Source organism: Kitasatospora sp. NPDC059599 (assembly GCF_042735125.1).
Classification (GTDB): domain Bacteria; phylum Actinomycetota; class Actinomycetes; order Streptomycetales; family Streptomycetaceae; genus Kitasatospora.
On the sequence record NZ_JBHWCL010000032.1, the window covers coordinates 55,200 to 65,836 of the forward strand.

Genomic DNA, 10,637 nt, shown 5'->3' on the forward strand with positions numbered 1-10,637 from the left:
GGATTGCCGACGTGGGTCGCACGCCGGCCACAGCACGAACGCTATTCCTGGCCGCGGGGCCACTTGATTGGCCTGGCGGCTAAATTCCCCCGTACGGCGTTGTCCGGCCCGACGAAGGGGGTCACGCTGCGGTCACGAACCGCCCTTCACCCCGCAGCGCAGCAGCCGCACCCCCGGCCGCCGCTCTCCCCCCGTCGGGCCTTCGCGCCGCCCGTCACACCCCCGCCCCGGCGCTCGCCTTCCGGTTGTTGACGGCTGCGGCCTTCGCGGCGACCTCCTCCACCACGGGCCGCCGTGCCGCCTCGTAGGCCGCGAGGGCGCCCGGCAGCCCGGGATGCGACTCCAGACAGCGGGCCAGCTCGACCGCGCTCTCGACGGCCAGTGAAACCCCTTGGCCGGAGCTGTTGGACGGGGCGTGCACCGAGTCGCCGACCAGCACCAGCCGGTCCCGGTACCAGTGCGGCACGGACGGCATGATCTCCAGCCGCGGGAAGACCTCGACGGTCGCGGCGTCCGCCTCCGCCAGGACGTCCCGGGCGGGCAGGTCCTCGGCGTGCAGCTTGCGCGCCAGCGCCAACCAGTCCTCCTGCGACACCCTCCGGGCCTGTTCCGACGTCAGCTGCTCGGGCTGCGGGATGTTGCTGAACCAGGCCGTGCCGGCGCCGTCCGGAAGGGCCCAGTAGCCGAAGAACGCCTGCCCGCCCTGCGCGAAGTGCATGGTCTCACCCCGCCCGCGCGCCCCGTCCAGCCGGTGCGCGCTGTAGCCGCCGACGCCGATCAGGCCGGTGTACTGCGGGCCGGGCGCGGCCGGGTCGATCAGCTCGCGGACCACGGAGCGGGTTCCGTCGGTTCCGATCAGCAGGTCGCCGTCGGCGGTGCTGCCGTCGGCGAAGCGGGCGGTGACGCCGGTCGGGCTCTCCTCGACGCCGACCAGTCGCTTGCCGTACCGGACGGACAGGCCCTCCTCGCGCAGCCTCCGCTGGAGCACCTCGTACAGCTCGGCGCGCCGCATCGCCCGGCCGCCCACCGGGAACTCGGCGAAGGTGCCGCCCTTCCCGTCCTCCATGACCATCCGCTCGATCAGCTGGCCGACGCCGTCGACCTGCTCCGCCAGGCCGACGGCGGCCAGCGCGGCCAGCCCGTTGGGGGCGATCATGAAGGTTCCGCCGATGCCCTCGGCGGAGGTCCCGTAGGCTTCGAAGACCTCCGCCTCGATGCCGGCCCTGCGCAGGGCCAGCGCCGTCACCGGTCCGGCGATGCCGCCGCCGATGACCAGGGCCTTCCTGGGTGTACGCGGTGCGCTCATTGCAGACTCCCGAAGTACTCCTGCCAGGTCCGGATGAAGTCCGGCTCCTGGAGCTGTGTGACGAGGCGTTCGACGAAGGCGATCTCGGTCTCCAGTCCGCCGACCCGGTACTCCTCCTCGATCAGGAAGAGCCAGCCGACGCCCTCCTCCGTGGCCTTGCGCAGCGTCGCCCGGATGGCCGCCACCTCGGCGGTCAGGGCGGCCCGCCGCCGCCCCAGGAGCTCCACGGCCTCGGCCGGCGGGAGCACCATGAGCAGCGACAGCGAGACCCCGAAGGCGGGGTACTCGTGCTGCGGTTCGGCGACGAGTTCGCGCATCCAGTCGTAGAGCTCCGCCTTCCCCTCCTCGGTGAGGGCGTAGACGGTGCGCTCGGGCCGCTGGGTGTCGCGGACGGTTTCCTGTTCGGCGACGAACCCGGCCTTCCGCAGCTGCTCCACGACCATGTACAGGGAGCTGCGGTTGTACTTGATGTTGCGGTCCTTGGCGTGCTCCTTGAGCCGGCGCCCCATCTCGTACGGGTGCATCGGCTCGGCCAGGAGTTCGGCCAGGACCGCCAGTGCCAGCGGGTTCGACACCTTGCGTCGCTTCGCCACGAGACATCCTCATCTCTTGGTCAGTACTGACTATCCACTCCTGAATAGTCAGGGTCAACTAATTGCGAGTGGCGAACCAGAACTCTGTCCGCCCGGCTAAAATCAACCACACGGCGTTGTCCGAGCGGATGAAGGAGGCCCGAGTGACCACCCCCGGTCTCCCGCTCCGCCAGCTGCTGATGTCCCTGGGCGAACCGCTGGTCGAACTCCAGGCCGCCCCACAGGGGTTGGACGTCTCCGTCCGCGACGTCGCGATCCTCGACCCGGAGGACCCGCCCACCGCCGCCCCCGGCGAACTCGTCCTCGCGATCGGCGCCCGAGGCCGGGCCGCGCTCCCCGCCCTGCGCGCCGCCGGCCGGGCCGGGGCCGCCGCCGTCGCCGTCAAGCTGGACGCTCCCGGCCAGGCCGACGCCCTGCGCGAGGCCGCCACCGACGCGGGCGTCGCCCTGCTGTCGGTGCGCCGGGAGGCCCGCTGGGAGCACCTGGACTCGCTGGCCCGGGCGATCATCGCCGGCCCGGACGCCCCGGACGCGGCCGGCGCCCCCGAACCCAACGCCGGCGACCTCTTCTCCCTCGCCCAGACCGTCGCGGTGCTCACCAACGGCATCGTCTCGATCGAGGACACCTCCAGCCGGGTGCTCGCCTACTCCCGCTCCTCCGACTCCGACGAGGTCGACGACCTGCGCCGGCTGTCCATCCTCGGCTGGCAGGGCCCGGAGCCGTACCTGTCCAAGCTCCGCGAGTGGGGCATCTTCCAGCACCTGCGCAGTTCGGACGCCCCGATCGCGGTCGAGCCGCACCCCGAGCTCGGTCTGCGCCGCCGCCTGGCCGTCGGCATCCGGGCCGGGGCGCAGCCGCTCGGCACCATCTGGGTCCAGGAGGGCGCGCAGCCGCTGGCGCCGCTCGCCGAGCAGGCGCTGGTCGGCGCCGCCCGTGTCGCGGCCGCCCAGTTGGTGCGCCGCCGCCGGGAACTGTCCGCCGACGTCCGGCTGACCCAGACCCTGCTCACCGGACTGCTGGAGGGCTCCACCGGCCCCCAGTCGCTCGCCACCCACCTCGGTCTGGACCTGCGCCGCCCGGCCACCGTACTGGCGTACGGCGCGCACACCGCGGGGGCGCTGCACCGCTCCGACGTGACCGGTCTGATCTCGGTGCACACCGCCGCCCGGCACCGCACCGCGCTGCTCGCCCCGATCGAGTCCCGGGTGTACGTGCTGCTGCCCGAGCTGCCGCCCGGCCTGCCGATGACCACCGTGCGCGACTGGGCCTCCGAGGTGGTGACGGCCGCCCGGGAGCACCTCGGCGTCCCGCTGCGCGCCGCGATCGGCTCGACCGTCGACGCCCTGGCCCAGGTGCCCGACTCCCGCGCGCAGGCGGACCGCATCCTGGACGCGATGGGCCGCGGCGGGGTGGACCTCGACGTCGCGGCGCTGATCGACGTCCAGGCGGAGGTGCTGGTCAGCGAGATGGTGGCACTGCTGCAGGAGCGCACCGGCCTGCGCGACCCGCGGCTCACCGCGCTCACCGCGTACGACCGCCGGCACGGCACCCGGCTGGCAGAGTCGGTGCTGGCCTGGCTGGACGCGCTCGGCGAGGTCCGGGTGGCCGCGGACGCCCTGCACATCCACCCCAACACCCTGCGCTACCGGGTGCGCCGCGCCGAGCAGTTGACCGGCATCGACCTCGCCCAGCCGCAGCAGCGGCTGCTGGCGATGCTGCAACTGCGGCTGCCCGCGGACGAGTAGTCCGCGGGCAGCCTGGTCGACCGTGGGGTTCAGGCCGGGTTCAGACCGGCTTCAGGCCGACTTCAGACCTGACGATGCGTCACTCGCCGTAACCCTGGCCGCGCTTGTGCTCGTTCAGCCGGCGCCACGGGCCGGTGATGGCCAGCTGGATGCCCGGGGTCTGGATGTTGGCGAACAGGGTCCTGCCGTCGTCCGAGAAGGTCACCCCGGTGAACTCGCTGAACTCGGGCTTCTCGGCGGTGCCGATGTTCAGCTCGTTGCGGGCGATCGGGTAGACCAGCCCGTCCTCGGTGGCGCCGAACAGGTGCGACACGCCCTCGCCGTCCTCGCAGATCACGATGCCGCCGTACGGCGAGACGGTGATGTTGTCCGGGCCGTCGAAGTTGTCGTGGTCGCCCCAGACGTCGGTGTTGACGCCCAGCAGGACCTTCAGGGTGATGGTGCGGCGGGCCGGGCTGTAGAACCACACCTGGCCGTCGTGCTGCAGCGGGCTCTCCGAGCGGGCGTAGCTGGAGACGAAGTAGAACCCGCCGTCACCCCACCACATGCCCTCCAGCTTGCGGGCGCGGGTGACCTCGCCGTCCTTGAACTGCTTGCGGACGGAGACGGTCCTGGCGTCGCGGTCCTGGACCTTGACCCAGTCCACGCCGTAGGTGGTGCCGACCTTGGTGGCGCGGGAGAGGTCGTCGACGAACTTGCCCTGCGCGTCGAAGACCTTGAAGGCCTCCAGCACGCCGGCGTCGGCGGCCAGCTTGCGCAGCTGGTGGCGGCCGTGCCTGTACCCCGCCGGCGGGGTCCAGCGGAACAGCAGGCCGTTCGGGTTCGAGGCGTCCTCGGTCAGGTAGACCTGGCCGCGCTTCGGGTCGACGACCACGGCCTCGTGCGCGTAGCGGCCGAAGGCCTTCACCGGCTGCGGGTCGCGGTTGTAGTCGTCGTCGAAGGGGTCGACCTCGAAGATGTAGCCGTGGTCCTTGGTGAAGCCGTTCTTGCCGGCCTTGTCCTCGGTCTCCTCGCCGGACAGCCAGGTGCCCCACGGGGTCACGCCGCCGGCGCAGTTGGTGGCGGTGCCGGCGATGCCGACCCACTGCTCGACCGAGCCGTCCCGCTTGGCGTGCACGATGGTGCAGCCGCCGGCCGCGCCCGGGTCGTAGACGTGGCCCTCGGTCAGCGGCACCGGGTGCGGCCAGTTGGCGCGGGCACCGGAGAGCTCGTGGTTGACGACCATGTAGTTGCCGCCGCGCTCGTCCTCGAAGGCGGAGGTGCCGTCGTGGTTGCTCGGGGTGAACTCCCCGGTGCGCAGCTTGGTGACGCCGGCCCGGTTGAGGACCTGGTACGAGAAGCCCTTCGGCAGGGACAGCAGCCCGGCCGGGTCCTGGACCAGCGTGCCGTAGCCGACGGCGGTGCCGCCCGCGGCGTTGGTGCCGGCGGCCGCGGCGACCGGCGCCTCACCGCCGACCGGGGCGGCGATCGCGCCGGGGGCGCTGGCCCGCGCCTCGGCGCCGCCGGCGATCAGCACGCCGGCCCCGACGAGGGTGGAACGGTTGACGAAGTCCCGGCGGGACAGCGACATGGCAGCAACTCCTGAGGGGATGAGCGGGCGTCGGGGCGGGATGCCGACGCCCAGCAGGCTCCGCCGGGCGGGTGAACCCGGCATGAAGCCCACCTCACATCGGGGCGGCCATTTGCCGACCGATGACCGACACATGACCTCCGCTTTGCCAAGCCGCCGCCGGCCCTGCCAGAATCCACGACACCGCCGATACCGCAGGCACCGCCGACACCGCCCGCCGGACCTTCGGACCCCGCAAGCCGCCGGACCCCCGGACCGCCGAACCACTCGACCACCGAACCACCGGACCACCGGCTCGTCAGCGCCGCGCCGCCCGCCACTGCTCCCACGCCGCCAGCCACAACTGCTCGGCCAGCCGGTGCTCCTCCCGGACCCCGGCCCCGCCGCCGGGCCGCTCCCGCCACAGCTGTTCCCAGGCCCGCTGCGCCGGCAGGCTCGCCACCTCGCTCGCGAACACCGTGTACCGGACGACCTCCTCCACGGCCGCCGCCCCCTCCGCCGTGCCGACCAGCCACTGCGTCTGCTGGGAGAGCCGGTTGAGGTGGTTGACCATCGAGGTCACCGCCGCCCCGGCCTCCTCCCGGGTCTCGGTGGCCAGCCGTACCTGCTGGCGCACCGCCGCCTCCCAGCGCACCGCGCAGGCGTCCCCGCGCAGTCCGCGCGGCAGTCTCGGGGTGCGCCCGGCCCGGACCTGCGCATCGATCGCGGCAGTCTCCGCGATGCTCTGCGCGACCAGCGACCGGTGCGCCTCCAGCCCGACGGCGGGCGGCAGTTCGCGTTCCTCCACCGGGACGTACCGGGCCTGCCGGGAGGCGAGGTCGCGCAGCAGGTCGGCGCGCCCGCGCAGGTACCGCTCGAAGTCGCCGATCCCGCCGAGCTCCACCCCGTCGGGTGCCACCCCGCGCCCGCAGACCGTCACGGTGAGCCCGCCGATCCGCAGCCGTCCGGCCCACACCGGCTCGGGCCCGACGGCCGCCCCGGCCCCGGGCCGCAGCACCGGCCGGTCCTCGTGCACCTCCACCGCGCGCGGCTCGCCCTCCACCGTGATCCACTCGCGCAGGGCCCGCACCCGGCCCGGCCCGTCGCCCTCGTCGACGCCCAACTGTTCGTAGACGCGGTCCCGTTCGTCCTCGACCACGTCCTCCAGCTCGGGCAGCGGCTCGCAGCTCTCGGCGCCCGGACGGTAGGTGCGCACGGTCACGTACGGGCCGGCCGTCGAGCGCCAGTCGCCGCACTGCACCTCGACCCAGCGCAGCCGGCCGCCGGAGGTCTCGAAGGCGGACAGCGCCTCACCGGTGCGGGCCGGCCCGGCGGCCACGCCGTACACGGGGAAGTCGACCGAGGCGAGGGTCCGGCGGGAGAAGTCCTCCTGGTCGGCGAAACGATCCTCCTGACCCGGCCGGTCCGGGACCGGGAAGCGGCCCGCGGGGCCGGTGTTCCACTCCTGGGGCCTGCCGCCGTTCTCCCGCACCATCCTGTGCCGCACCCCCGACTCCTCGCGCCCGCACCGCTGACGCCACCTTACGTGCCCGCAGCTGCCGGGTCATCAGCCCGGCTGCCGGACGGGGACGGTGGCCGTGTCAGGACGTCCGGTTGTCAGCCGTGCTCCCTAACCTGGCGGCATGACAGCACAGAGCAGCACCACCGAGGCCGGAACCGGGTCGCCGAACGGCGTCCCGGCCCGGATCAGCATCGTCACCCTCGGCGTCTCCGACCTCGACCGCAGCGCCCGCTTCTACGAGGACCTCGGCTGGCGGCGCTCCACCGCCTCCAGCCCGGAGATCGTCTGGTTCCGCACCGCCGACTCGGCGCTCGGCCTCTTCCCCACCGACGAGCTGGCCGCCGACGCGGGCGTTCCCGCCACCGGCGAACCGTCCTTCCGCGGCGTCACCCTCGCGGTGAACCTGGAGTCCCCCGCGCTGGTGGACGCCGCGATGAAGACGGCCGTCGAGGCCGGCGCCGTGATGGTCAAGCCGCCGGTCCCGACGAGCTGGGGCGGCTACTCCGGATACTTCGAGGACCCGGACGGCCACCTCTGGGAGCTGGCCCACAACCCGTTCTTCCGCTTCACCGAGGACGGCTCGCTGGACCTGCCCTGAACCGCCTACTTCTTGGAGCGCGCCTTGAACGCCGCCTTGCGGGCCTCCTTGGCCACCGCGCGGTCCAGGTGCAGCTCCCCGATCGCCTCCAGGACGTCCGCCGTGTACGGGTGGTCGACCCGCCACAGCTCGCCGAACCAGGCCGCCGGATCGCCCTTCACCGGCAGGTCGGTGATCAGTTCGCGGAGCAGCCCGGCGTCGCCGCCGCTGTCCAGCAGCTGGGCGGCGAAGGTGTCGACCACCGTCCACAGCGTCATCGTCCGGTCCGGCGCCGGCACGTCCGTCGCACCCCGCGCGGTCAGCCAGGCCCGCGCGGCGCCGCCCAGCTCCGGGTCGTCCAGCACCTCCCGGACGGCCGGCCCGGCATCCGCCCCCAGCAGGTCGAGCGCCGAGACGCACAGCATCCGCCGCAGCGGCCCGTACGCGTCGCTGCCGCGCGCCGCCGCGAGCAGTTCGCGCGCGGCGGCCACCGGCTCCCGGCCGGTGGTCCACACCCGCAGCTCCTCGTCCGGCAGCACGTTGACCGACTCGCACACCGCGCGCAGCAGCTCGGCCGCGTCGCCCTGGGCCAGCTCGCCGACCAGCGGGGCGTCGTAGCCGTCCTCCAGCAGCCACTGCCGGATGCCGTACTGGCCGAGCGGGGTGAGCCGGACCAGCCCGAAGCGGGCCGACTCCTCCTTGTCCAGCGGCTCCTCGCCGACGACGGCGGGCTCCGTGCCCTCCTCCTCGTCGAACAGCTCCGGGTCGATCGGGCGGTAGTCCAGCAGGCCCAGCTCGGCCAGGTCGCCCAGCATCGGGTCCAGCGACACCATCACGTCGGTGATGTCGCCCAGCAGTTCCTCGCTCGGCTCCTCGCCCTCCGGCACCACCAGCAGCGCGGCCAGCACGCCCAGCGGCACGGTCTCGTTGCCCGGCTCGGCGAACGCGGTGGTCTCGTAGAGCACCTGCAGTGCCTCGTCCAGCAGCTCGGCGGCCTCGTCCCGGGCCTCCTCGACCTCGGAGAGCCCGTCCTCGTCCTCCTCGTCCTCCTCGCCCGGCTCGGCCCCGGCCTCCGCGTCGGCCCCCTCCGCCGACTCCTCCGGCATCGAGTCCGCCTCCACGGCCAGCTCCCGGACGATCCCGGCAGCGGTCAGCCACAGCTCCAGGACGGTCTCCGGATCGCCCTCCTCGGCGGGCTCCAGGTCCGGTCCCGGAACGGCGACATGCTCGCCCTCCGCGGTCGTGCCGAGTTCCACCAGGTCCAGGTCGCAGGCCAGCGACCAGGCCCGCAGCGCCTCGACCTCGGCCTCCTCCGGCACCTCGCCCTCGGCCGGGGCCAGGCCCAGCAGCCGTGCCGCGGGCGCCCGGTCCGCCTCGACGAGGTCGCCGAACTCGTCCACCGCCCGGTGCGGGGCGGCCCAGCGGGCCAGCGCCAGCGCGTACCCGAACATCGGGACGGCCTTCGCCTGGTCGGCCAGCTCCTGCTCGGGCGGCAACTTCACCGGCGGCACCAGGACCGCCGCGTCGTCGAGGTCCTCGTCGTCCAGCCCGTGCGCGGCGAACGCCCCGTAGAGGTCCTGCAGCTCCATGTCCGCGGGCAGCACGGCCTCGGCCGTGCCCTCTCCCGCCGAGGCCCCGGTGTTCTTGCGACGTCGTCCGGCCATCGTTGTGCGCTCTCCCTCAGCCAGCGGTCAGCCCAACAGCGCCGCGTACCGTTCCACCACCTCAGCGTATAGGTGTGGCACCCCCGATGCCCGGCCGCAAGGGGCGCACACAGGGGCGCGCGCCGTATGCGTGCGCCCACCCCTTATCCTTCGCATGGGTACCGCGCACAACCCCGCGCGGGCCCCGGGGCAACGAAGCCCCCTTCTTCAGCTCATCCGCTCCACCTGGGAGCCCCGCACCGCGGCCACCACCACAGCGCCTCAGGACGGGCGCGCCGGCCTACCCCGCCGACCCCGGTGGCGCCCTGCCACAGGAGACCCCTCACATGGCGGACCTCTCCCCCGCCGGCTCCGGCCTGCGCACCGCGCGGCTCGACGGACGCCGACTGTCGGAGGCCCTGCTCCCCCTGGAGCTCGCGCCGCGCGGCCAGCTCCAGCTCGCCGCAATCAGCCGCTGGAACGCGCTGCGCGGCGTCCGCGTCGGCCTGGTGGCCGCCGCCCTGCTGTTCATGCTCATCGGTGCCAACCTGGCGACGCCGATCTACCCGTTGCTGCAGCAGCGCCTCGGGCTCGGCCCCCTCGACACCACGATCCTCTTCACGATCTACGTGTTCGCGCTGGTCCCGGTGCTGGCCATCGTCGGCCACTGGTCCGACCACCTCGGCCGCCGCGCCCTGATCCTGCCCGCCGTCGCCCTGGCCGCCGCGGGCGACGTCGTGTTCGCGACCGCCGGCAGCTTCTGGCAGCTGGCGGCCGGCCGGGCCGTCCAGGGCATCGCCGTCGGCCTGTCCACCGGCGCGGCCGGGGCCGCCCTCGGTGACCTGCTGCCCGACCGTCCGACACTGGCCGCCAAGCTCACCCTGGCCTGTTCCGCCGGTGGCGTCGCGCTCGGCCCGGTGGTCGGCGCCCTGCTGGCCGGCGGCTCGGACCCGCTGATGACGCCCTTCCTGCTGCACGCCATCGCCCTGCTCGCGCTCTGCGTGCCGCTGGCCCTCGTCCACCCGCGGATGCCCGGCCGCAACCGCCCGCCGACCTCCCCGCCCCGGATCACCACCCCGGCCCACCTGCGCCCGCAGCGCCTGCGGCTGCCGCGCACCGGCCGCCGCGAGTTCCTGCTGGCCGCCTCGGCCGGCTTCGTCTCGTACGCGGTCTTCGGCGTCTACCTCAGCCTGGCCCCGGCCTTCGCCGCCAAGCTGCTGCACACCTCCTCGCACCTGACCGGCGCGATCGTGGCCGCCCTGCTGCTCGGTTCCTCGGCCGCCGCCCAGCTGGTCGTCCCGCCGACCTCGGACCGCGTGGTGATCGCCCTCGGCATGACCGGCCTGGCCACCGGCCTCGCCCTGGTCGTCGCCGCCGGGTACACCGGCACCCCGGCGCTGCTGTTCATCGGCAGCGTCCTCGGCGGATCCTGTCAGGGCGTGGCGTTCCGCTCCCTGTTCACCACCGCCGTCGCCGCGTTGGACCCGGAACGCCGGGGCTCCGAACTGTCCGCCCTCTGGGTGATCGTCTACCTCGGCAGCTCCCTGCCCATCGTCGTCGTCGGCGCCCTCGTCCAGGCCTACGGCCTGCTCCCCGCCGTCAGCGGCTTCGCCACCCTCGCGGCGCTCCTCTGCGCCTCCCTGGCGGTGGCCGTCGCCCGCAAGCCCGAGGCGGCCTGACCCCCGGCACCACGCACGAACGC

Annotated in this window: 8 protein-coding genes; 3 read left to right on the forward strand and 5 right to left on the reverse strand. The window is 73.9% G+C overall.

Annotated elements, in window-relative coordinates:
• Positions 1-214: 214 nt before the first annotated feature.
• Together ACFV04_RS14450 and ACFV04_RS14455 are read right to left on the reverse strand one after the other, a co-directional pair.
• Positions 215-1,306: an FAD-dependent oxidoreductase gene (locus ACFV04_RS14450; protein ID WP_380341910.1), complete on the reverse strand. Its 1,092-nt coding sequence runs from the start codon at positions 1,304-1,306 to the stop codon at positions 215-217.
• Positions 1,303-1,899, reverse strand: a complete 597-nt coding sequence (locus ACFV04_RS14455) for a PadR family transcriptional regulator (protein ID WP_380529174.1) — start codon at positions 1,897-1,899, stop codon at positions 1,303-1,305. Before ACFV04_RS14455 ends, ACFV04_RS14450 begins: the two co-directional genes overlap by 4 nt.
• A gap of 143 nt (positions 1,900-2,042) precedes the next feature.
• On the opposite strand from ACFV04_RS14455, the gene ACFV04_RS14460 reads away from it, so the two are divergent.
• Positions 2,043-3,644, forward strand: a complete 1,602-nt coding sequence (locus tag ACFV04_RS14460; RefSeq protein WP_380529176.1) for a PucR family transcriptional regulator — start codon at positions 2,043-2,045, stop codon at positions 3,642-3,644.
• Between the two features lie 79 nt (positions 3,645-3,723).
• Here the strand turns inward: ACFV04_RS14460 and ACFV04_RS14465 are convergent, their stop codons facing one another.
• Positions 3,724-5,214 carry an alkaline phosphatase PhoX gene (locus ACFV04_RS14465; protein WP_380529178.1) on the reverse strand — a complete coding sequence of 497 codons (1,491 nt, stop codon included), beginning with the start codon at positions 5,212-5,214 and terminating at the stop codon, positions 3,724-3,726.
• Positions 5,215-5,512: 298 nt separating this feature from the next.
• Positions 5,513-6,700: a hypothetical protein gene (locus tag ACFV04_RS14470; protein WP_360255839.1), complete on the reverse strand. Its 1,188-nt coding sequence runs from the start codon at positions 6,698-6,700 to the stop codon at positions 5,513-5,515.
• 136 nt (positions 6,701-6,836) lie between these two features.
• Between ACFV04_RS14470 and ACFV04_RS14475 the strand changes: the two genes are divergently transcribed.
• Complete coding sequence (locus ACFV04_RS14475) at positions 6,837-7,313, forward strand: VOC family protein (protein ID WP_380341899.1); 477 nt, start codon at positions 6,837-6,839, stop codon at positions 7,311-7,313.
• 5 nt (positions 7,314-7,318) lie between these two features.
• Here ACFV04_RS14475 and ACFV04_RS14480 read toward each other — a convergent pair whose 3' ends face one another.
• The gene (locus ACFV04_RS14480) at positions 7,319-8,956 is read right to left on the reverse strand and encodes a hypothetical protein (protein ID WP_380529180.1); all 1,638 of its coding nucleotides are present in this window, start codon (positions 8,954-8,956) and stop codon (positions 7,319-7,321) included.
• A gap of 326 nt (positions 8,957-9,282) precedes the next feature.
• Between ACFV04_RS14480 and ACFV04_RS14485 the strand changes: the two genes are divergently transcribed.
• Positions 9,283-10,614 (forward strand): MFS transporter, encoded by a 1,332-nt coding sequence (locus ACFV04_RS14485; protein ID WP_380341893.1) that lies wholly within the window; start codon positions 9,283-9,285, stop codon positions 10,612-10,614.
• Positions 10,615-10,637: the final 23 nt, after the last annotated feature.

What these genes read in the sequence shown, in the direction of transcription:
- ACFV04_RS14450 (WP_380341910.1), bottom strand. Translation starts at nt 1,306, where the DNA reads ATGAGCGCACCGCGTACACCCAGGAAGGCCCTGGTCATCGGCGGCGGC.
- ACFV04_RS14465 (WP_380529178.1), bottom strand. Translation starts at nt 5,214, where the DNA reads ATGTCGCTGTCCCGCCGGGACTTCGTCAACCGTTCCACCCTCGTCGGG.
- ACFV04_RS14475 (WP_380341899.1), top strand. Translation starts at nt 6,837, where the DNA reads ATGACAGCACAGAGCAGCACCACCGAGGCCGGAACCGGGTCGCCGAAC.
- ACFV04_RS14480 (WP_380529180.1), bottom strand. Translation starts at nt 8,956, where the DNA reads ATGGCCGGACGACGTCGCAAGAACACCGGGGCCTCGGCGGGAGAGGGC.
- ACFV04_RS14485 (WP_380341893.1), top strand. Translation starts at nt 9,283, where the DNA reads ATGGCGGACCTCTCCCCCGCCGGCTCCGGCCTGCGCACCGCGCGGCTC.